A 20,728-nucleotide genomic window follows, 5' to 3' on the forward strand; every position below is an offset into this window, starting at 1 on the left:
AGACCCGCAGATGGCCGTCAACCCCCCAACGGGTGAAGTCACCCGCCATGTCACCTGCCCCCAGTGCGGCGGCGACAGCATCTACAGCACGCAAAACCCCTTTCGGCCCTTTTGCAGCGAGCGCTGCAAGCAGATGGACCTGGGCGCCTGGGCCAGCGAGGACTTTCGCATGCCGACCGAAGCGCCTCCTGACGACGCTCCCTATGGCGATCCCCGCCTGCAGCACTGAGGAATATCGACTGCATGCAGATCTGAAATAACAGAAAAATCAGACTCCAGCGCCTATCCACAATGCGTCTATTGCTATTTATTTAATAGCAATCCAAAGAAAACTTCTGGCCACGCTCTTCGGCCAGCCATTGCAGTACTGGGTACGCACCGGGCAATACCGGTGCCACGGTCAGTGGCATCTGCTGCCAGGCCATCGTCTGGCCTTCGCGCATTTCGAACGCGCCCGACCACTCCCGCACCTTGCACCAATGCAGGCGCACCAGGGCATGCGGGTAGTCGTGCTCGGTCACTTTCCAGACGCTGGCGGGGCCGATGGTCACGCCAAGCTCTTCGATCAGCTCGCGGCGCAGGGCCTGCTCCACCGTCTCGCCCGCCTCCAGCTTGCCGCCCGGAAACTCCCAATAGCCCGCATAGGGCTTGCCGGGCGGGCGTGTGGACAGGAGCATCGCACCATCGGCCCGCAGCAGGATGCCCACGGCCACCTCGGTGTGCGCGCGGTCGGCGGCGCCGGCCGCATCAGGATGAACCGTGTCAGCCACCATGCCGCCCCGCATAGTCGCGCGCAAACTGGTAGGCCACGCGGCCGCTGCGCGAGCCGCGCTCCAGCGCCCAGACCAGCGCCTCGGGTCGGGCCGCCGCAATGGTGGCCGCCGGCACACCGAGCGACCCCAGCCACTGGGCCACGATGGTCAGGTATTCATCCTGGCTGAACGGATAGAAACTGACCCACAGGCCAAAACGCTCCGACAGGGAAATCTTTTCCTCGACCGCCTCGCCAGGATGCACCTCGCCGTCGTCGGTGTGCGTGTAGGTGCGGTTTTCTGCCATGTACTCGGGCACCAAGTGGCGCCGGTTGCTGGTGGCATAGATCAGCACATTGGGTGTGGCGGCGGCCACCGAGCCATCGAGGATGGACTTGAGCGCCTTGTAGCCCGGCTCGCCGTCTTCAAAGCTCAGGTCATCACAGAAGACGATGAATTTCTCGGGCCGCTCCGACACCACGTCCACGATGTCGGGCAGGTCGGTGAGGTCCGCCTTGTCCACCTCGATCAGGCGCAGACCCTGGGCTGCATGGGCATTCAGGCAGGCCTTGATCAGCGAAGACTTGCCCGTGCCCCGTGCGCCGGTCAGCAGCACGTTGTTGGCCGGTTTGCCCTGCACGAACTGCTGGGTGTTGCGCTCGATCTTTTCTTTTTGCCCGTCGATCTCCTGGAGGTCGGCCAGCTGCATGGCCGCCACATGGCGCACGGGCTCCAGGCTGCCGTGGCCGCTGCTGCGCTTGCGATAGCGCCAGGCAATGGATGCCGACCAGTCGGGCGCGCCCAGGGGCTGCGGCAGCACGGACTCGATGCGGGCGATGAGCTGCTCGGCGCGCTCGATCAGGTGTTCCAATTTTTGATTCATTTTGGTATCAAGCGCTTATCCACCAAGCGCTAGCAGCTAGCAAGACAGGGGTCATTCAGGAGCGGTAATCCGCATTGATGGTGACGTATTCATGGCTGAAATCGCAGGTCCACACCGTGTCCGCCGCACCACCGCGACCCAGCAGCACGCGCACGGTGATTTCGCTTTGCTTCATCACGCGCTGGCCGTCTTCCTCGCGGTAGGCGGGGTTGCGCCCGCCATGCACCGCCACATGCACGTCGTCCAGGTAGAGATCGATGCCGGTCTGGTCCAGGTCTTCGATGCCTGCATAGCCCACGGCCGCCAGGATGCGGCCCAGATTCGGGTCGCTGGCGAAGAAGGCGGTCTTGACCAGCGGCGAATGGGCGATGGCATAGGCCACCTTGCGGCACTCCTCGCCTGTCTTGCCACCTTCGACACGCACGGTGATGAACTTGGTGGCGCCTTCACCGTCGCGCACGATGGCCTGGGCCAGCTTTTGCGCCACGCCCAGCATGGCCGCCTTGAGGGCCTGACCCTCGGCACCGGCCAGCGTGGTGACAGGGCTGTGCGCCGCCTTGTTGGTGGCCACCACCACGAACGAATCGTTGGTGGAGGTGTCGCCGTCGATGGTGACGCGGTTGAACGAGCCATCGGCCAGTTCGCGCGCCAGCTGCTGCATCACGGCAGGCGCAACGCAGGCGTCCGTGGCCAGAAAGCCCAGCATGGTGGCCATGTTGGGGCGGATCATGCCCGCGCCCTTGCTGATGCCGGTGATGGACACGGTGGCCCCACCGATCTGCACCTGGGCCGAGAAGGCCTTGGGCAGGGTGTCGGTGGTCATGATGCCCTCGGCCGCACGCGCCCAGTGGCCGGGCTGCGCATCGGCGATGGCAGCGGGCAGACCGGCTTCAATGCGGTCGTTGGGCAGCGGCTCCATGATCACGCCGGTGGAGAACGGCAGGATCTGCTCGGGCGCCACGCTCAGCTGGCGTGCGAGCGCAATGCAGGTGGAACGTGCGCGCGCCAGGCCGTCTGCACCGGTGCCCGCGTTGGCGTTGCCCGTGTTGATGACCATGGCGCGGATGGATTGACCGCTGCCCAGATGCTCGCGGCTGATTTGCACCGGGGCCGCGCAAAATCGGTTCTGCGTGAACACGCCAGCCACGCTGGCGCCTTCGTCCAGCAGGAACACGGTGAGATCCTTGCGGCTGGCCTTGCGGATACCGGCTTCGGCAACGCCGATACGGACGCCGGCAATCGGGTGCAGATCGGCGGCAACGGGGGCAAGTAGATTGACGGGCATGGTGGTCTTTCTCAAAAACTGCGTTGGATTATCCGGAAAACCGTGGCGCGCCAATGAAGACACGGGCCGCGGCCCGTGTCGTTGGGTTCCATTCAATCAGGCCAGCTTACCGTGGCACTGCTTGTACTTCTTGCCACTGCCGCAAGGGCAGGGATCATTGCGCCCCACGCGAACGCCTTGTGGCAAGGCCTGGCCCATCGTCTGGGCATCGACGGTGGTCTCCACCTCACCCGTTTCGGTGGGCGCCGTGTAGGTCACATTGGCAATGCTTTCGGCACGGCTTTCCATGTCCTGCGCGGCCTGGTCCAGCTGCGCTGGCGACTGCACCTGCACGGTCATGAGGATCTTGGTGACTTCGTTCTTGACCTGGTCGATGAGCTGGCGGAACAGCTCGAACGCCTCGCGCTTGTATTCCTGCTTGGGCTGCTTTTGCGCATAGCCGCGCAGGTGAATGCCCTGGCGCAGGTAGTCGAGCGCGCTCAGGTGGTCGCGCCAGTTGGAGTCAAAGCTCTGCAGCAGCACCACGCGTTCGAACTGGGTGAAGTTGTCACGCCCCACCTGTTCGATCTTGGCGTCGAACGACGCATGTGCGGCCTGAAGCACCTTGTCCAGAATTTCGTCATCGGTGATGCTGTGCGCGCCCTCCACCTCCTTTTGCAACGCAATCGAAACCTGCCATTCGTCGGCCAGGACCTTTTCGAGGGCCGGCAGGTTCCACTGCTCCTCCACCGATTCCGCGGGAACATACAAACGCACCAGATCGGTCATGCAGTCCTCGCGCATGGCGGCAATCACGTCGGACAGTTCGGCGGCATCCAGGATGTCGTTGCGCTGCTGGTAGATGACCTTGCGCTGGTCGTTGGCCACATCGTCGTACTCCAGCAATTGCTTGCGGATGTCGAAGTTGCGGGCCTCGACCTTGCGCTGGGCCGACTCGATGCTGCGCGTGACTATGCCCGCTTCGATGGCCTCGCCATCGGGCATCTTCAGGCGGTCCATGATGGCCTTGACGCGGTCGCCCGCGAAGATGCGCATCAGCGAATCATCAAGGCTCAGGTAAAAGCGCGAGGAACCCGGGTCGCCCTGGCGGCCCGAACGGCCCCGCAATTGGTTGTCGATGCGGCGCGACTCATGGCGCTCCGTGGCGATGATGCGCAGCCCGCCCAGTTCTTTCACCTTCTCGTGGTCACGCGCCCATTCGGCGCGCACTTCGGCGATGCGGGCCTGCCGGGTGGCTTCGTCCAGCGACTCGTCCGTCTCCACGGCAGCCACCAGTTTTTCAATGTTGCCACCCAGCACGATGTCGGTGCCGCGGCCCGCCATGTTGGTGGCAATGGTGATCATGCCGGCGCGTCCGGCCTGGGCCACAATGTCCGCCTCTCGGGCATGCTGCTTGGCATTGAGCACCTGGTGGGGCAGGTTTTCCTTGTTCAGAAGCTGGTCGATGATCTCGGAGTTCTCGATCGACGTGGTGCCTACCAGCACGGGCTGGCCGCGCTCATGGCACTCGCGGATGTCCTTGATGGCCGCTTCGTATTTCTCGCGCGTGGTCTTGTACACGCGGTCGAGCTGGTCATCGCGCCGGCTGGGACGGTTGGGTGGAATGACCACGGTTTCCAGGCCGTAGATTTCCTGGAACTCGTAGGCTTCGGTATCGGCCGTTCCGGTCATTCCGGCGAGCTTGCTGTACAAGCGGAAGTAGTTCTGGAACGTGATGGACGCCAGCGTCTGGTTCTCGGCCTGGATGGCCACGCCCTCCTTGGCTTCCACGGCCTGGTGCAGGCCTTCGCTCCAGCGGCGGCCCGACATCAGGCGGCCGGTGAACTCGTCCACGATGACGATCTCACCGTTCTGCACCACATAGTGCTGGTCGCGGTGGTACAGGTGGTTGGCCCGCAACGCCGCATACAGATGGTGCATCAGCGTGATGTTGGCGGGGTCGTACACCGACGCGCCTTCGGCGATCAGGCCCTGGGCAGCCAGGATGCGCTCGGCGCTTTCATGGCCCTGCTCGGTCAGGAACACCTGGTGGGTTTTTTCGTCCAGCGTGAAATCGCCGGGTTTGGTCACACCCTCGCCCGTGCGCGGGTCGGCTTCGCCTTCCTGGCGTACCAGCAGTGGCACCACCTTGTTCATGGCGATGTACATCGCCGTATGGTCCTCGGCCTGGCCGCTGATGATGAGCGGCGTACGCGCCTCGTCGATCAGGATGGAGTCCACCTCGTCCACGATGGCGAAGTTGAGGCCATGCTGCACACGGTCCCGTGCCTCATAGACCATGTTGTCGCGCAGGTAGTCAAACCCATATTCATTGTTGGTGCCGTAGGTGATGTCTGCGGCGTAGGCGGCCTGCTTTTCTTCGCGCGGCATGTTGGGCAGGTTGATACCCACCGTCAACCCCAGGAAGTTGTAAAGACGGCCCATCCACATGGCGTCCCGGTTGGCCAGGTAGTCGTTCACCGTGACCACGTGAACGCCCTTGCCTGACAGTGCATTCAGGTAGACCGGCAAGGTTGCGGTGAGGGTCTTGCCCTCACCGGTGCGCATTTCCGCGATTTTCCCGTAGTGCAACGCCATGCCACCGAGCAGCTGCACATCGAAATGGCGCATCTTCATGATGCGCTTGGAGCCCTCTCGCACCACGGCGAATGCCTCCGGCAACATGTCGTCAAGCGACTCACCCTTGGCCACACGCTCCTTGAACTCCAGCGTCTTGGCGCGCAGCGCGTCATCGGTCAGCTTCTCATAGTCGGGCTCCATCGCATTGATGCGGGCAACCGTTTTGCGATATTGCTTGAGGAGCCGGTCATTGCGGCTGCCGAATAATTTGGTAAGGAAGTTGGTGGCCATGCGAACAGGACCGCCTGACATGCGCCGAAAAGCATGTGAGACGACCGAAACCCCTAAGATGAATTGATTTCAGGTGGGTCAGCTGCCCCCGATTGCAAGCACTGCAATGCCAGGCAACAAACTCCGGACCGATGATTTTACCTGCCTGGTGCCAAGGCTCCCGGTACCGCAGCAGAAGGCACTGCGTGGGCACCTGCAACCGGGGCGCAGGGATTCATTGCCCCCACATCGGAAATTCCCGACGCACCTGAAAAGACGCCCCGATTCCCACCACCAGCAGGGCAACGGGGGAAACGACAACGCGCGCACCAGGCGTCCGCGATAATCCAACGCCGTCCCGCTCTGTCCGGCTCCCTCACACTACTCCCATGAATCGCCGCCACTACGCCATCACACTGCAACAAGCCAGCGAGGACTCTCCGACGCTGGCCAAACTGGCGGCGCTCACACGGGATTCCAGTGAACGGCTTCAGGCGATTGAACGGCTGATCCCTTCAGCCCTGCGCTCGACGGTGCAAGCAGGCCCCATCGATGGAGGCAACTGGTGTCTGCTGGTGAAAAGCAACGCTGCGGCGGCAAAAATACGCCAGTTGCTACCAGCGTTGCTGGCGCACTTGCGCAGCCGGGGGTGGGAGGTGGACTCCATTCGCCTCAAGATTCAGGCCTGATCAGCCTCTCTGATAGAGGTGTAGGCCCGGGCGTTTCCGCGAAAAATGGTGCCGATTGTCGGAATCGAACTGACGACCTACCGCTTACAAGGCGGTTGCTCTACCAACTGAGCTAAATCGGCGAAGGCTGCATTTTATCCTGCAAAGACCGTGTCTTTTGCGGCGTGCGGTGGCTATTTGATGCGCTTGAGAGAGGGGCGCACACCACTGCCCGAGGTGCGCGGGGGACGGGGATCGTCGCCCCCCTCTTCGGCGGGCATGCCATCGCTGGGCACCAGTTGCACCACACGGTCTTCGGCATCCTCGACCGGCACTGGCGGGGGCACAGCAGCTGGCACGAGGCCTCCGTCGAGTACGGCAGCATCCACGTCCACCGGTGCAGGAAATGCCATGCCTTGCCCGTTCTCACGTGCATAAATGGCAATCACCCGCCCCACGGGCACCAGGATCTCACGCGGCTTGCCGCCAAAGCGTGCCTTGAATTCAATGAAGTCGTTGCCCAGCTGCAAGGAGCTCGTTGCGTCATAACTGATGTTCAGGACGATTTCGCCATCTTTCACATATTCACGCGGCACCTGAACGGACCCATCCACACGCACCGCCACGTAGGGTGTGAACCCGTTGTCGGTGCACCACTCATAAAGAGCCCTGATCAGGTAAGGGCGTGTGGAGGTGGAATCCTGGGCATTCATGGTGTCGCTACGGGGCAAGTATCGGTACAAGCAGATGGGCTTACTTGCGCATCACCTTCTCAGATGGTGTGAGCGCCTCAATGTAGGCAGGACGCGAGAAAATCCGCTCTGCATATTTGAGCAATGGCGCCGCGTTCTTGCTGAGATCAATACCGTAGTAATCGAGGCGCCACAGCAGGGGAGCAATGGCGACATCGAGCATCGAAAAGTTGTCACCCAGCATGTATTTGTTCTTGAGGAACACGGGGGCCAGCTGCGTCAGGCGGTCACGGATGTGGGCGCGGGCCTTTTCCAGCGCCTTTTCGTTGCCCTTGGTGGCGCGCGACTCCAGGATGTTCACATGCACGAACAATTCCTTCTCGAAGTTGAGCAGGAACAGGCGCACGCGGGCACGGTCCACAGGGTCACCCGGCATCAGCTGAGGATGGGGAAACCGCTCGTCGATGTACTCGTTGATGATGTTCGACTCGTACAGGATCAGGTCACGCTCCACCAGAATCGGCACCTGACCATAGGGATTCATCACGCTGATGTCTTCGGGCTTGTTGTACAGGTCCACATCGCGGATCTCGAAATCCATGCCTTTTTCAAACAGGACAAAGCGGCAGCGGTGGGAGAAGGGACAGGTCGTACCCGAATAAAGCACCATCATGGTGGGAGGCTCCTAAAAATCAAAAGAGTGGGACGCAAAAAGCGCCCACTCTGTAAAGTCCCGCCGCGCCAGCGGGCGCGCGGTCAGCGGATCCAAGGTTTACTTGACGTCTTTCCAGAAGGCTGCGTTCAGCCTCCAGGCGATGACCGTGAAGAGACCCAGGAAAATCAGTACCCACACACCCACCCGCACGCGGGTGTTTTGTGCAGGCTCGCCCATCCACTGCAGGTAGTTCACAAGGTCGCCAATGGTCTGGTCATACTGCAGGGGCGTCATGGTACCAGGGGTGACTTGCTCCCAGCCCTTGAAAACCTGGGTCGTTTGTCCGTGGCTTTCATGCGCCTCGAACACCGGACGGCGGTCGCCTTGCAACTCCCAGAGCACATGGGGCATGCCCACATTCTGGAATAGCAAATTGTTCCAGCCGGTAGCCTTGGCTTCATCACGATAGAACGTGCGCAGGAACGTGTAAAGGTAGTCCGCCCCCGTGCCGCCGTGGCCCGCACGCGAGCGTGCGATGACCGTCAAGTCAGGTGGGTTGGCACCGAACCATTCCTTGGCCTGCCTGGGATCGATGGATGCCTTCATGGTTTCACCCACCTTCTCCGTGGTGAACAGAAGGTTGTCTTTGATCTGCTGATCGGTCAGACCAATGTCGCGCAGGCGGTTGAACCGCATGAACGCGGCCGAGTGGCAGCTCAGGCAATAGTTCACAAACACCTTGGCGCCATTTTGCAGCGAAGCCAGGTCGTTGGTCTTGTTGGGGGCCTTGTCCCAGGCAATGGTGCTGCCACCGGCGGCATGCGCAGCACCGGCTGCCAAGCCCAGTGCAGCAACCAGCGTGAGGATGAGTTTCTTCATTGTTGTTATCTCCAGGGCTCAATGCGCGGTGAAGTTGACACGGTCAGGCACTGGCTTGGTTGCACCGATACGGCTCCACCAGGGCATCAGCAGGAAGAAACCGAAATAGAACAACGTGCCCACCTGCGAAACGCGCTCACCCACGGGCGATGGTGGCTGCACGCCCAGGTAACCCAGAATCAGGAAGTTGATCACGAAGACGGCATACAGATACTTGTGCCAGTTGGGACGATAGCGGATGGATTTCACCTCACAGGCGTCCAACCATGGCAGGAAGAACAGGATGATCACGGCTCCCCCCATCACCACCACGCCCCAGAACTTGGCATCGATCGCCAGCATGAGCAGAACCGCAATCACGGCTGCAATCGCAATGCCACCCTTGAGGAACCCAGGCAGCCGGGCCTTGACCACGCCGAGGAAAGCGCCCGCCAGCACGCAGGCGATCAGCGCGTACATCATCTCGCTGGTGATGGCACGCAGCATGGAGTAGAACGGCGTGAAGTACCAGACAGGTGCAATGTGCAGCGGCGTCACCAACGGATCTGCCGGGATGAAATTGTTGTACTCCAGGAAATAGCCTCCGAACTCGGGTGCAAAAAACACCACTGCCGTGAAAGCCATGAGGAACATGCTCAGCGCGAAGATGTCATGCACCGTGTAGTAGGGATGGAACGGCACGCCGTCGAGCGGTTTGCCCTTGGCATCCTTGGGCGCGTTGGGCGCCTTGATTTCCACACCGTCGGGGTTGTTGGACCCCACATCGTGCAAGGCCAGCAAGTGGGCGACCACCAGGCCCAGCAGCACCAGCGGCACAGCAATCACGTGGAAGCTGAAGAAGCGGTTGAGCGTCGCATCGCCGACCACGTAGTCGCCACGAATCAGCAGTGCCAGGTCAGGACCGACGAAAGGAATGGCGGCAAACAGGTTGACGATCACCTGCGCACCCCAGTACGACATCTGACCCCAGGGCAGCAGGTAACCCATGAAGGCTTCAGCCATGAGCGCCAGGAAAATCGCGCAGCCAAAGATCCAGACCAGTTCACGCGGTTTGCGGTAGCTGCCATAGATCAGGCCACGGAACATGTGCAGGTAGACGACGATGAAGAACGCCGAGGCCCCCGTAGAGTGCATGTAGCGGATCAGCCAGCCCCAGGGCACATCACGCATGATGTACTCGACCGATGCAAACGCCAGCGCCGCATCTGGCTTGTAGTGCATCACCAGGAAGATCCCGGTGACGATCTGGATCACCAGCACTACCAGTGCCAGCGAGCCAAAGACGTACCAGAAGTTGAAGTTCTTCGGAGCGTAGTACTCCGACATGTGCACGCGGTAGGCATCGAACGCCGTTGGAAAACGGTTTTCGAACCAGTTGGTGACCTTGGCACCGGCCGAAGCGTTGGGGGAGATTTCTTTGAATTCGTGGGCCATGTAGTGCTCCTTCAGGCCTTCTTGTCTTCGCCGATGATCAGACGTGTATCGGAGAGATACATGTGCGGCGGCACCTCGAGGTTGTCAGGTGCGGGCTTGTTCTTGAACACCCGACCGGCCACGTCAAACGTGGAGCCATGGCAAGCACACAGAAAGCCACCATGCCAGTCATCGGGCAGTGACGGCTGAGGACCGGTCTGGAACCTGTCACCTGGCGAGCAACCCAGGTGGGTGCATATGCCCACGCCGACAAACACTTCGGGCTTGATCGAGCGGTGCTGATTCTTGGCGTACTCAGGAATAGGGTAGGCCTTGCGATCAGATTTTGGATCGGCCACCTGGGGCTCGGTTTGCGCCAGGGATTCCAGCTGCTCGGGTGTGCGCTTCAGGATCCACACCGGTTTGCCGCGCCACTCCACGGTCATTTTTTCTCCGGGCTTGAGGGCGGAGATGTCCACCTCGACGGCGGCACCTGCGGCCTTGGCTCGCTCGGAGGGCTGGAAAGAACTCACGAAAGGTACGGCAGCTGCCACGCCGCCCACCGCACCAGCGCAGGCAGACGTGATGATCCACGTCCGCTTGCTGGAGTCGATTGGAGTGTCACTCATGGGGATCCTCGATGAACATCGCTAGATTGGGGTCAACCTCGAATTGTAGCGGAGTGAAAATGGGTAATTCAATGCGCAGGCCCGCGTTGACAGACCTGTAAACTGAGCAATACTTGCGCATCCGCAATTAATCGAGAAATAACCATGGGCATGATGCAAGAGTTCCGCGAGTTTGCGATCAAGGGCAACGTGATCGACCTGGCCGTCGGTGTGATCATCGGTGGCGCTTTCGGCAAGATTGTCGATTCGGTGGTTTCCGACCTGATCCTGCCCTTGGTGGGCATGGTGTTTGGCAAGCTCGATTTTTCCAACATGTTCATCGCGCTGGGCGAGGTGCCGGCAGGCACGGCGCAGACGCTGGATGCCATCAAGAAGGCCGGCGTCCCGGTATTCGCTTACGGCAACTTCATCACCGTGGCGGTGAATTTCCTGATTCTTGCGTTCATCATCTTCATCATGGTCAAACAGATCAACCGCCTCAAGCGCGAAGCGCCCGCAGCGCCGGAAGCCCCTGCGGCACCCGCCGAAGACATCGTTCTGTTGCGCGAAATCCGCGACAGCCTCAAGCGCTAAAACGCGTTTTCATAGACACGCGGCACCCTTGCCGCGCCACCCTTGCCAGCGCCCTCGGCACCTGCTGAGGGCGTTTGTTTTTATTGGACCATCTGGCGTGCAACCCGCACCGCTTCCACCAGGCTTGCAGCATCGGCAATGCCCTGGCCGGCAATGTCGAAAGCGGTGCCGTGGTCTGGACTGGTGCGCACCAGCGGCAGGCCCAACGTCACGTTCACCCCCTTGTCCACCCCCAGGTATTTCACGGGGATCAAGCCCTGATCGTGGTACATGGCCAGCACCACATCGAACTCTCCGGCATGCTGCGGCGTGTGGCGCGCGCGCATGAACACCGTGTCGGGCGCCAACGGGCCATGCACATCCATGCCCAGCGCACGCGCATCGGCGACGGCGGGCGCGATGCTGTTGATTTCCTCGCGCCCGAACAAGCCCCCTTCGCCGGCGTGCGGATTGAGGCCCGCCACCGCCATGCGCGGCGCCCGCCCCAGGCTTCGCAGCAACGCGGCATGGGTGATCTGCAGGGTCTGCAAGATGTTTTCCCGCGTCACGGCCGCAATGGCGTCGCGCAGCGACAGGTGGATGCTGACCAGCACCGTGCGCAGTTCGTCACTGGCCAGCATCATGCGCACTGGCATGGCAGCCAGCGGCACGCCCTGATGGGCCGCCGCCTCGGCCTGCAGCAACTCGGTATGGCCGGGAAAGGCCACACCCGCGGCAGACAGCGCCTCCTTGTGCAACGGCGCCGTCACCAGGGCCGCAATGCGGCCCTGCAGGGCGGCTCGCGCGGCCCACACCACGCAGTCGGCGGCAGCACGGCCGGCCGCGGCACTCACCTGGCCCCACGGCACGTGGCCGGGCAAGCCAGGCAGTTGCAGCACCGGCATGCAGCGCGAGGGTGCCTGCCAGGCGTCATCGGGCGATGCGATCAGCGCTACTGGCAACTCCGGTACGCCGGGGCGCACGATGCACTGCGCAGCGCGGCGCAGGGTCGCCAGATCGCCCACCGCAAAGCAGCCGCGCAGCACGTCGGGAGCGTCACGAAAGGCCTTGGCAACGATTTCGGGGCCGATACCGGCCGGGTCACCCTGGGTGATGGCAATGGTTTGCATGATGAAAGTTTGGGCCAAATCAGCCGCTAGCAACCTTAAATAAAGCGCCAGAAGCTATCAAATAAATAGCATGAATGCATGAAGCACCACACTCCGCTCACGCCGGATTGTCAATCTCGATGAAATGGTGCGCCACCCCCAACTGCTGCGCCACCAGCGCGGCAGCGGCGGGGGCACCATAACGCTCGGTGGCATGGTGGCCGGCGGCAATGAAGGCCACACCCGTTTCCCGCGCCAGGTGGGCCTGGGGCTCCGAGATTTCGCCGGTGATGAAGGCATCGGCCCCTGCGGCAATGGCCGATTCGAAATAGCCCTGCGCCCCGCCCGTGCACCAGGCCACGCGCCGAATGCGCCGCGCCACGGGCTGCACCAGCGTCACGGGGCGGCCCAGCGTCCGGGCCACATGGTCCGCCAGCGCCTGCGCGCCATCCAGCGCAGCCGGTCCGGCAAAGCCCAGGTCCTGCTCGCCAAAGCGCTGGTCGGCCGTCCAGCCCAGCACCCGCCCCAGCTGCGCGTTGTTGCCCACTTCGGGGTGCGCATCGAGCGGCAGGTGGTAGGCAAACAGATTGATGTCATGCGCCAGCAGCAGGCGCAGGCGTTCGCGCATCCAGCCAGTAATGCGGCCATCCTGTCCGCGCCAGAACAGGCCGTGGTGCACAAAAATGGCGTCGGCCCGGTGCGCAATGGCGGCTTCGATCAGCGCCCGGCTGGCCGTCACGCCGCTCACGATGCAGGCAATGTCGGCCTTGCCCTCGACCTGCAGGCCATTGGGGCCGTAATCCTTGAAACGCTCGGGTTGCAGCAGGCTGTCAAATGCCTGCACGAGTGTGGTGCGGGAAATGCTCATGGCGGTATTGTCACCGCCGCCCAACGGAACAAGGCGCCGCTGGAGCGCCTTGTCCGCATTCGGCCCCGGCAGACCATTGCGCGGTGCGAACTCTTCACGTCCTCACTTGTAAAGCACCTGGGGCAGCCACAGGCCGATGCCGGGGAACATGTACAGCAGGACAATGGCCAGCACCTGGATGCCCATGAACGGCAACATGCCCGCAAAGATCTGGTTGAGCGTGACATGTTTGGGCGCCACGCCTTTCAGATAGAACGCGCTCATGGCCACGGGAGGGCTCAGGAAGGCGGTTTGCAGGTTCAGTGCCACCAGCAGGCCAAAGAACAGCGGGTCCACACCGAAGTTGTCGAGCAGCGGGATGAAGATGGGCATGAAGATCACGATGATCTCGGTCCACTCCAGCGGCCAGCCCAGGATGAAGATGATCACCTGCGACAGCACCAGGAACTGGATCTTGGTGAGGTTCATGCCCAACACCCACTGCTCGACCAGCTCCTGCCCGCCCAGCAGCGCAAAGGCCGCCGAGAAGATGGCGGAACCCACGAACAGCCAGCACACCATGGCGCTGGTCTTGGCGGTGAGAAACACCGACTCCTTGACCACGCCAAAGGTGAGCTGCCGGTAGGCAGCTGCCAGCACAAAGCCGCCAAACGCGCCCACGGCCGCAGCCTCGGTCGGAGTGGCCAGGCCAAACACGATGGAGCCCAGTACCGCCAGGATCAGCACCAGCAGCGGGAAAAAACTCGCCAGCAGCATCTTGAAGACTTCCAGCCTGGCATAGCTCAAGATGGCATAGAACACCGCCAACACCAGGGCTCCGACACCGAGACCGACCCAGAAGCTGGTGGACGCAGGCTTGGTGGTGGCTGTGGGCTCGCCCGGGCCTGTGCCACCTGCGGCAGCGGGAGGCTCGGCTACGGCGCCGGCGGCGGACTCTGCCCCCGGTGGCTCTGCCACGGCACCTGCGCCCGGTGGTTCGGTCGCCGCGTCGGCACTGGGTGGCTCGGCCAGGCCCGAGTCCTCGGGTTCGGCCAGGCCGCCGCCCGAAGAAGTGTCTTCGTTCGAGCCCGCACCCATGGCCTGCAGCTCGGTGTACGACTCTTCCACCATGACGCGCGTGGCGCTCTGGTAGCTGGCCACGGCCACCACGGCAAACAGGATTGCCGGCAGCAGCGCAATGCTGAGCTGGCCAAGCAGGTAGCGGCCGGAGACGCTCTGGTTGCGCCGACCCTTCAAGGCATTGACCAGGCTGCCCAGGGCCCAGCCCTCGGGAGTGGCACCGATGGCCTTGAGGCCGGCGGGCAGCGGAACGGCGCGCTGCGCGGCCGTGAGCGGCGGCGCCCAGTCGGGCTTGAGCTTGGCCACGAGGACCACGTACACGATGTACAGACCCGCCAGCATGAGGCCGGGGAAAAACGCCCCCGCATACAGCTGCACCACCGATACGCCGGCCGTCGCGCCATACACGATGAGCAGCACCGAGGGCGGGATCAGGATGCCCAGGCAACCACCTGCCGTGATGACACCCGCGGACAAGCGCACGTCATAACCGGCCCGCAGCATCTGCGGCAAGGCCAGCAGCCCCATCAGCGTGACCACGGCACCGACGATGCCGGTGGCGGTGGCAAACACCGCGCAGGTGACCAGCGTGGCCACACCCAGCGAGCCGGGCAGGCGTGCCAGCGCCAGGTGCAGGCTGTGGAACAGCTTTTCGATCAGGTTGGCGCGCTCGACGAGGTAGCCCATGAACACGAACAGCGGGATCGAGATCAGCACGTCGTTGCCCATGACCGAGAACGCGCGCTGCACCATGAGATCCAGCGTCTGCTGGAGTGCCCCGGCCGCCGTCTGGTCCCCCGAGTGGTAGGCAAAGAAGGCGAACACCATGCCCATGCCCATGAGGGTGAAGGCCGTCGGAAAACCCAGCATGATGGCCACGACCACCAGCGACAGCATCAGCAGGCCATAGTGGCCGTTGGTCATCCGGTCCACGCTGAACACCATCACGAGGGCCGCGAGGATGATCAGCGCCATCAGCGTAAAACCGAAATACAGTTCCTTGCGGATCTTCATTGCCGGCCACCTTTCTGCACGACCAGGCGGTCCAGCGCTTCGATATCCGCGTCCTTGACATGCACCATCTGCTTGAGCTTGTCCACGTCCACTTCCTCGACGTCGTCTTCACGCCGGGGCCATTGGCCGGTGCGGATGCAGATCACGCAACGAATGATTTCCACGATGCCCTGCAGCAGCAAAAAAAAACCCGCGAGCGGCACGACAAACTTGAAGGGATACACCGGCAGCGGGTCGGCATTGAAGGTCTGCTCACGCATGGCCAGCGAGTCCTGGAAAAAGAACCAGCCCGCATAGGTCAGCGCGATGATGCCCGGCAGGAAGAAAAGGATGTAGAGGATCAGGTCAATCCAGGCCTGCGTGCGCGGTGCAAAAAAACCATAGAGCACGTCGCCGCGCACATGGCCGCTTTTGGCCAGCGTGTACGCCCCGGCGGTCATGAACAGCAGGCCATACATCATGATCTGGGCATCCAGCACCCAGGCATGCGGCTTGTTGAGTACATAACGGGAGAAAACCTCCCAGGAGATCAGCAGCGTGAGACCGACCACGCTCCAGGCACAGGCCTTGCCGAACCAGGTCGAAAGCCGGTCAACGGTGAGTAATAGTTTTTGCATGGCTTACCTAACTCGAAACACAAAAAGGGCGCCTTGAGGCCATTGCCTGCAGGCGCCCTTGCTTCCCTCGCGTGAATCAACCCTTCTTGGCCCCTTTGCCGAAGTAATGGTTGTAGGCCATCTTGAAATCGACCATGTAGTCGCCCTGCCACTGGCCGGCACGCTGGGCAAAGACCTTTTGCGAGGCCAGAACCTTCTTGAACAGCGGGTTCTCGTCGCTCTTCTTGGCGATGATCTTGTCCCACGCGGCCAGCTGGGCGCGCAGGATGGCATCGGGGGTCTTGTAGAACTTGACACCCTGCTTCTTGAGCTCCTCGTAGTCCCTGGAATTGCGCTCGACGGCCTTCCAGCTCATGTCGGCGCTGGCGGCCTGCACGGCATAGTCAACGATGGCCTTGAGTTCTGCGGGCAATGCATTGAGCTTGCCCTTGTTGAACAGGATTTCAAACTGCTCGCCACTCTGGTGGAAGCTTTGCAGCATGCAGTTCTTGACCACATCGGAGAAACCCAGCACGCGGTCGGACGAAGCATTGTTGAACTCGGCTCCATCGATCAGCCCGCGGTCCAGCGCCGGCACAATTTCGCCGCCGGGCAACGGGTTCACCGCAGCGCCCATTTCGGTGTACATGTCCACCGCCAGACCCACGGTGCGGAACTTCACGCCCTTCATGTCCTCGGCCTTGGCAATCGGCTTCTTGAACCAGCCTAGCGGCTGCGAGGGCATGGGGCCGTACAGGTAGGACGCCACGTCCAGCTTCAGGCTTTTGTAGATTTCATCGAGCAGCGCCTTGCCGCCGCCATAGTTGTGCCAGGCCAGCACCATGTTGGGGTCCATGCCAAACGCAGGGCCCGAGCCCCACAGCGCCAGTGCAGAGTTCTTGCCATAGTGGTAGGCCACCACGCCATGGCCCCCATCGAGCGTGCCCTTGCCCACGGCTTCGAGCAACTGGAACGCAGGCACCACCGCACCGGCCGGCAGCACCTCGATCTTGAGGCGGCCGCTGGCCATGTCATTCACTTTCTTCGCGAAGTCCTGCGCGTACTCGTGAAAGATGTCTTTGGCAGGCCAGGTGCTCTGAAAACGCAGACTGGTGGTCTGCGCAGTGGCGACCATGGGGGCGCTCAAGGCGCCTGCTGCGACGGCGGCGCCCTTGAGCAGGTTGCGACGGCGCGGGGTGTTGCTATGCGTCATGAATGAATGTCTCCGTGATGTTGATGCAATCTACTGTTGCAATTTCATTGTCTGCACGACCACCGCTGGTGCCAGAGGGTTTACACCATGCGCCAAATGACGAAACCTGCGACACAGGTGAAAATAATTTCACGGCCACCCCGCTCGCAACGCGGGTGGCCGCCCTCATCACGGGAGACGGTTGTGAACGGAAAACCGACCATTCAGCGACAATCACCAACATTCCGCCAACAGCGGTGGACACGGCTTTCCCGGTATCCACTCCAGAGTCCCTCAAAACACCATGAAGCGCATTTGGCTCCTCTTTTCCCAGTCCGTGACGGTGCTCGTTGCCGCCTACTTTGTTGTCGCCACCCTGCAGCCGGACTGGCTGGACCGAGGCACCACGCGATCGGGTGCAGGCATTGCGCTGATCGAAGCGCCCGCCACGAATTCCGTGCAAGTGGAACCGGGAAGTCTCAGCAGCGCCGCCCGCAAAGCAGCGCCTGCCGTGGTCAGCATCAACACCAGCAAGGAAGTGCGGCACCCGCGCAGCAACGATCCATGGTTCCAGTTCTTCTTTGGCGACCAGGGCAGCCAGTCCCAGACCGGACTGGGCAGCGGTGTGATCATCAGCCCCGACGGCTACATTCTCACCAACAACCATGTGGTCGAGGGCGCCGACGAGATCGAGGTCACGCTCACCGACAGCCGCCGTGCCCGGGCCACCGTGATCGGCACCGACCCCGACACCGATCTGGCCATTCTCAAGGTGGAACTCGACAAGCTGCCCGTCATCGTGCTGGGCAACTCCGACCAGGTCGCCGTGGGTGACCGGGTGCTGGCCATCGGCAATCCCTTCGGCGTGGGCCAGACGGTGACCAGCGGCATCATCAGCGCGCTGGGCCGCAGCCAGCTGGGCATCAACACCTTCGAAAATTTCATCCAGACCGACGCGGCCATCAACCCCGGCAACTCGGGGGGTGCGCTGGTGGATGTCAACGGCAACCTGCTGGGCATCAACACAGCCATCTATTCGCGCTCTGGTGGCAGCATGGGCATCGGCTTTGCCATTCCCGTGTCCACCGCCCGGCTGGTGCTCGATGGCATTGTGAAAGACGGTCAGGTGACCCGGGGCTGGATTGGCGTGGAGCCCAATGAACTCTCGCCCGAACTGGCCGAAACCTTTGGCGTGAAAGCCACCGAGGGCGTGATCATCACCGGCGTGCTGCAGGACGGCCCCGCCGCCCAGGCCGGCCTGCGGCCCGGTGACGTGATCGTGCGCGTCGATGGCAAGGCCGTTACCAACGTCTCCGAATTGCTCACGGCCGTGGCGGCCCTCAAGCCCGGCACCGCCACACCCTTCGCCGTGCAGCGCGGCGATGCCATGGTCGATCTGAAGGTCACCCCCGGCGTTCGTCCCCGGCCGCAGCGTGCCGTGAAGCGCTGACAAGGCGCTGTTGAAAGCGCTGGCGCCGTGCTGGCCATCGGTGCATTGGCGCTGCCGCACACGCTCCGATGCTCCAAAAAAATAGCTTCCAACGCTTGATGGGCAAGCGTTGGAAGCTATTTTTGCTTCAGACCAGCAGCGGCATCCGATTGTGCGGCCCTCAGGACGAGGAGGATGCCGCCTCTTCGGTGTCTTCGGGTGCCTTGGTGTGCTTGATGAAGATCTGGGCCGCCCAGATACCTACTTCGTAGAGCAGGCACATCGGAATGGCCAATGCCAGCTGGGACACCACATCCGGAGGCGTGACCACGGCCGCGATGATGAAAGCGATCACGATGAAATAACCCCGAAAGCTCTTGAGCTTTTCCACACTCACAATGTTCATGCGGGCCAGCACCACCACCGCGATGGGCACCTCAAAGGCCATGCCGAACGCCAGGAACATGGTCAGCACGAAGCCGAGGTAGGCCTCGATGTCTGGCGCCGCCGTGATGCTCTTGGGCGCGAAGCCCTGGATAAAGCTGAACACCTGCCCGAAGACGAAGAAGTAGCAAAAAGCCACCCCGATGAAAAACAACACGGTGCTCGACACCACCAGGGGCAGCACCAGCTTCTTTTCGTGCGAATAAAGGCCAGGCGCCACAAACGCCCACAGTTGCCACAGCACGACAGGCAAGGCCAGCAGAAATGCCGACATGAGCAATATCTTGAGCGGCACCATGAAAGGCGAGATCACCGAAGTGGCGATCAGCGTGGCCCCCTTGGGCAGATGGGCCACCAGTGGCGCCGCCAGAAAGTCGTACAGCGCGCCAGGACCAGGAAAGAAGAACAGCAGCGCTGCCGCCACACCGATGGCGATGATGGCCTTGACCAGGCGGTCGCGCAGCTCCATGAGGTGCTGCACAAACGGCTGCTCGGTGCCGGCCAGTTCGTCTTGGGAGGGGGTTTCGGACATGTTGGAATTTCGCGGGCGTCAGCAACGCCCCCGCTGCGCGGCAGGGTGCAGCATCAATGGAATTTCTGTGGCCGGTAGCGCGCAACGCGCGCCGCGCCCGACAGGGCCTTGGTACGCACGCCACTGCGTGCCTTGTACCACTGGGGCATGGCGCCCTTTTTCAGGCGCCAGTTCTTGCCCGGGTGCCTGTAGGCGGGCACCACGGCGAGCGGGTCATGCAGGTCGGCACTGGCCGTACCGCTGGCTTGGGCCAGGTCCTTTTCGAATTCGCTGGCGCTGGTCTGGATGGATTGCTCCACATCGCGCGCCGCGTTTTCGACCGTGTCCTTCATCTTCTTGAGCTCGTCGAGCTCCATGGACCGGTTCACCTCGGACTTCACGTCCGCCACGTAGCGCTGCGCCTTGCCCAGCAAGGCGCCCACCGTGCGGGCAACGCGCGGCAGCTTCTCGGGTCCGATGACAATGAGTGCCACCACGCCGATCAGCGCCATCTTGGACAGGCCAATATCAATCATGGAAGCACCAGCAGCCGAGCTCAGCTCTTTTGCTTGGCTTCGACATCGATGGTGGTCTTGTCGGCGGTGGCCTGGTTGGCCACCTGACCGGCGGGTGGCGTGGCAGCGTTGGTGTCGGACGAGGAGCCATCCTTCATGCCGTCCTTGAAGCCCTTGACGGCGCCTCCCAGGTCAGAACCCATGTTCTTGAGTTTCTTGGTGCCAAACACCATCACAACGATCAGCAGCACGATCAGCCAGTGCCAGATGGAAAAAGAACCCATGGAATATCTCCTAACGAATTGGAATCATTTTAGACGGGGGCCGCGACAGGAGTTCAAAGCGCCTGTACAGCCCCCAGGGACAAAGGCATTCAACCCTTGAGCCAGGGGCGCGGACCACCGATCACATGCATGTGCAGATGGTGGATCTCCTGCCCGCCTTCAAGCCCCGTGTTCGCCACGATGCGAAAACCACCCTCCGGATACGGATTGCAGCCCTGCTCCAGGGCCAGGCGCGGCGCCAGCGCCAGCATGCGGCCCAGCAGGCCGGCATGCTCGGGCGTGACCTGGGCCATCGAGGGGATGTGCAGCTTGGGCACCATCAAAAAGTGCACCGGCGCCCAGGGGTGGATGTCATGGAAGGCAAAGATTTCCTCGTCTTCATGGACCTTCTTCGAAGGAATCTGGCCTGCGATGATTTTGCAGAAAAGGCAGTTTGGATCGTGCATGGTGAAAAAAGAAGGCTGGCTCAG

Annotated in this window: 23 protein-coding genes and 1 tRNA gene; 5 read left to right on the forward strand and 19 right to left on the reverse strand. The window is 62.1% G+C overall.

Annotation, left to right across the window (positions count from 1 at the left end; translation table 11 throughout):
* The first annotated feature begins 10 nt into the window (after positions 1 to 10).
* Positions 11 to 229, forward strand: a complete 219-nt coding sequence (locus AC1Q5S_RS02535; RefSeq protein WP_303835068.1) for a DNA gyrase inhibitor YacG — start codon at positions 11 to 13, stop codon at positions 227 to 229.
* A gap of 82 nt (positions 230 to 311) precedes the next feature.
* On the opposite strand, the gene AC1Q5S_RS02540 is transcribed toward AC1Q5S_RS02535, so the two are convergent.
* The 4 genes from AC1Q5S_RS02540 to secA form a co-directional block, all read right to left on the reverse strand.
* Positions 312 to 785: an NUDIX domain-containing protein gene (locus AC1Q5S_RS02540; protein ID WP_422202628.1), complete on the reverse strand. Its 474-nt coding sequence runs from the start codon at positions 783 to 785 to the stop codon at positions 312 to 314.
* On the reverse strand, positions 763 to 1,635 hold the full coding sequence (locus AC1Q5S_RS02545) for an ATP-binding protein (protein ID WP_303835072.1): 873 nt from the start codon (positions 1,633 to 1,635) through the stop codon (positions 763 to 765). The genes AC1Q5S_RS02540 and AC1Q5S_RS02545 overlap by 23 nt, the downstream gene beginning before the upstream one ends.
* Before the next feature lie 55 nt (positions 1,636 to 1,690).
* Positions 1,691 to 2,920, reverse strand: a complete 1,230-nt coding sequence (gene argJ, locus AC1Q5S_RS02550; RefSeq protein ID WP_303835074.1) for a bifunctional glutamate N-acetyltransferase/amino-acid acetyltransferase ArgJ — start codon at positions 2,918 to 2,920, stop codon at positions 1,691 to 1,693.
* 96 nt (positions 2,921 to 3,016) lie between these two features.
* Positions 3,017 to 5,770, reverse strand: a complete 2,754-nt coding sequence (secA, locus tag AC1Q5S_RS02555) for a preprotein translocase subunit SecA (protein ID WP_492238282.1) — start codon at positions 5,768 to 5,770, stop codon at positions 3,017 to 3,019.
* A gap of 368 nt (positions 5,771 to 6,138) precedes the next feature.
* Here secA and AC1Q5S_RS02560 point away from each other — a divergent pair, with 368 nt between their 5' ends.
* The gene (locus tag AC1Q5S_RS02560) at positions 6,139 to 6,438 is read left to right on the forward strand and encodes a DciA family protein (RefSeq protein ID WP_026437567.1); all 300 of its coding nucleotides are present in this window, start codon (positions 6,139 to 6,141) and stop codon (positions 6,436 to 6,438) included.
* Between the two features lie 46 nt (positions 6,439 to 6,484).
* Here the strand turns inward: AC1Q5S_RS02560 and AC1Q5S_RS02565 are convergent.
* The 6 genes from AC1Q5S_RS02565 to petA form a co-directional block, all read right to left on the reverse strand.
* A tRNA-Thr gene (locus AC1Q5S_RS02565) sits at positions 6,485 to 6,560 on the reverse strand.
* A gap of 51 nt (positions 6,561 to 6,611) precedes the next feature.
* Positions 6,612 to 7,130 carry a ClpXP protease specificity-enhancing factor gene (locus tag AC1Q5S_RS02570; RefSeq protein ID WP_492238283.1) on the reverse strand — a complete coding sequence of 173 codons (519 nt, stop codon included), beginning with the start codon at positions 7,128 to 7,130 and terminating at the stop codon, positions 6,612 to 6,614.
* Positions 7,131 to 7,170: 40 nt separating this feature from the next.
* Positions 7,171 to 7,782 carry a glutathione S-transferase N-terminal domain-containing protein gene (locus AC1Q5S_RS02575; RefSeq protein WP_007854512.1) on the reverse strand — a complete coding sequence of 204 codons (612 nt, stop codon included), beginning with the start codon at positions 7,780 to 7,782 and terminating at the stop codon, positions 7,171 to 7,173.
* A 99-nt stretch (positions 7,783 to 7,881) separates the two neighbouring features.
* A complete protein-coding gene (locus AC1Q5S_RS02580; RefSeq protein WP_422202621.1) occupies positions 7,882 to 8,643 on the reverse strand; it encodes a cytochrome c1 in 762 nt (253 codons plus the stop codon).
* A gap of 18 nt (positions 8,644 to 8,661) precedes the next feature.
* Positions 8,662 to 10,077 (reverse strand): cytochrome b, encoded by a 1,416-nt coding sequence (locus AC1Q5S_RS02585; RefSeq protein WP_303835088.1) that lies wholly within the window; start codon positions 10,075 to 10,077, stop codon positions 8,662 to 8,664.
* A gap of 11 nt (positions 10,078 to 10,088) precedes the next feature.
* Complete coding sequence (gene petA / locus AC1Q5S_RS02590) at positions 10,089 to 10,685, reverse strand: ubiquinol-cytochrome c reductase iron-sulfur subunit (protein WP_092699899.1); 597 nt, start codon at positions 10,683 to 10,685, stop codon at positions 10,089 to 10,091.
* 144 nt (positions 10,686 to 10,829) lie between these two features.
* Between petA and mscL the strand changes: the two genes are divergently transcribed.
* Positions 10,830 to 11,258: a large conductance mechanosensitive channel protein MscL gene (gene mscL / locus AC1Q5S_RS02595; RefSeq protein ID WP_303835091.1), complete on the forward strand. Its 429-nt coding sequence runs from the start codon at positions 10,830 to 10,832 to the stop codon at positions 11,256 to 11,258.
* A gap of 80 nt (positions 11,259 to 11,338) precedes the next feature.
* Here the strand turns inward: mscL and pdxA are convergent, their stop codons facing one another.
* The 5 genes from pdxA to AC1Q5S_RS02620 form a co-directional block, all read right to left on the reverse strand.
* Entirely contained in the window at positions 11,339 to 12,367 is a 1,029-nt protein-coding gene (pdxA, locus tag AC1Q5S_RS02600) for a 4-hydroxythreonine-4-phosphate dehydrogenase PdxA (RefSeq protein ID WP_492238284.1), read from the reverse strand.
* Positions 12,368 to 12,464: 97 nt separating this feature from the next.
* Positions 12,465 to 13,214: a Nif3-like dinuclear metal center hexameric protein gene (locus AC1Q5S_RS02605; RefSeq protein WP_303835095.1), complete on the reverse strand. Its 750-nt coding sequence runs from the start codon at positions 13,212 to 13,214 to the stop codon at positions 12,465 to 12,467.
* A 102-nt stretch (positions 13,215 to 13,316) separates the two neighbouring features.
* A complete protein-coding gene (locus AC1Q5S_RS02610; RefSeq protein ID WP_422202620.1) occupies positions 13,317 to 15,287 on the reverse strand; it encodes a TRAP transporter large permease in 1,971 nt (656 codons plus the stop codon).
* Positions 15,284 to 15,904, reverse strand: coding sequence for a TRAP transporter small permease subunit (locus AC1Q5S_RS02615; RefSeq protein WP_492238285.1), 621 nt, complete (start codon positions 15,902 to 15,904; stop codon positions 15,284 to 15,286). Before AC1Q5S_RS02615 ends, AC1Q5S_RS02610 begins: the two co-directional genes overlap by 4 nt.
* 76 nt (positions 15,905 to 15,980) lie before the next feature.
* Complete coding sequence (locus AC1Q5S_RS02620; RefSeq protein WP_303835101.1) at positions 15,981 to 17,096, reverse strand: TRAP transporter substrate-binding protein; 1,116 nt, start codon at positions 17,094 to 17,096, stop codon at positions 15,981 to 15,983.
* A 2-nt stretch (positions 17,097 to 17,098) separates the two neighbouring features.
* Between AC1Q5S_RS02620 and AC1Q5S_RS02625 the strand changes: the two genes are divergently transcribed.
* On the forward strand, positions 17,099 to 17,383 hold the full coding sequence (locus tag AC1Q5S_RS02625) for a hypothetical protein (RefSeq protein ID WP_303835103.1): 285 nt from the start codon (positions 17,099 to 17,101) through the stop codon (positions 17,381 to 17,383).
* Entirely contained in the window at positions 17,380 to 18,525 is a 1,146-nt protein-coding gene (locus AC1Q5S_RS02630; RefSeq protein WP_303835105.1) for a S1C family serine protease, read from the forward strand. The genes AC1Q5S_RS02625 and AC1Q5S_RS02630 overlap by 4 nt, the downstream gene beginning before the upstream one ends.
* Positions 18,526 to 18,685: 160 nt before the next feature.
* On the opposite strand, the gene tatC is transcribed toward AC1Q5S_RS02630, so the two are convergent.
* The 4 genes from tatC to AC1Q5S_RS02650 all read right to left on the reverse strand — a co-directional run bounded on the left by tatC (position 18,686) and on the right by AC1Q5S_RS02650 (position 20,704).
* Positions 18,686 to 19,480, reverse strand: coding sequence for a twin-arginine translocase subunit TatC (tatC, locus tag AC1Q5S_RS02635; protein WP_303835107.1), 795 nt, complete (start codon positions 19,478 to 19,480; stop codon positions 18,686 to 18,688).
* Positions 19,481 to 19,533: 53 nt separating this feature from the next.
* Positions 19,534 to 19,995, reverse strand: a complete 462-nt coding sequence (gene tatB / locus AC1Q5S_RS02640) for a Sec-independent protein translocase protein TatB (protein WP_303835109.1) — start codon at positions 19,993 to 19,995, stop codon at positions 19,534 to 19,536.
* A 20-nt stretch (positions 19,996 to 20,015) separates the two neighbouring features.
* A complete protein-coding gene (gene tatA, locus AC1Q5S_RS02645) occupies positions 20,016 to 20,258 on the reverse strand; it encodes a Sec-independent protein translocase subunit TatA (RefSeq protein WP_422202618.1) in 243 nt (80 codons plus the stop codon).
* An 89-nt stretch (positions 20,259 to 20,347) separates the two neighbouring features.
* Positions 20,348 to 20,704 carry a histidine triad nucleotide-binding protein gene (locus AC1Q5S_RS02650; protein ID WP_303835111.1) on the reverse strand — a complete coding sequence of 119 codons (357 nt, stop codon included), beginning with the start codon at positions 20,702 to 20,704 and terminating at the stop codon, positions 20,348 to 20,350.
* Between the last annotated feature and the right edge of the window lie 24 nt (positions 20,705 to 20,728).

The organism is Acidovorax sp. GW835-FHT14B10, assembly GCF_058793725.1.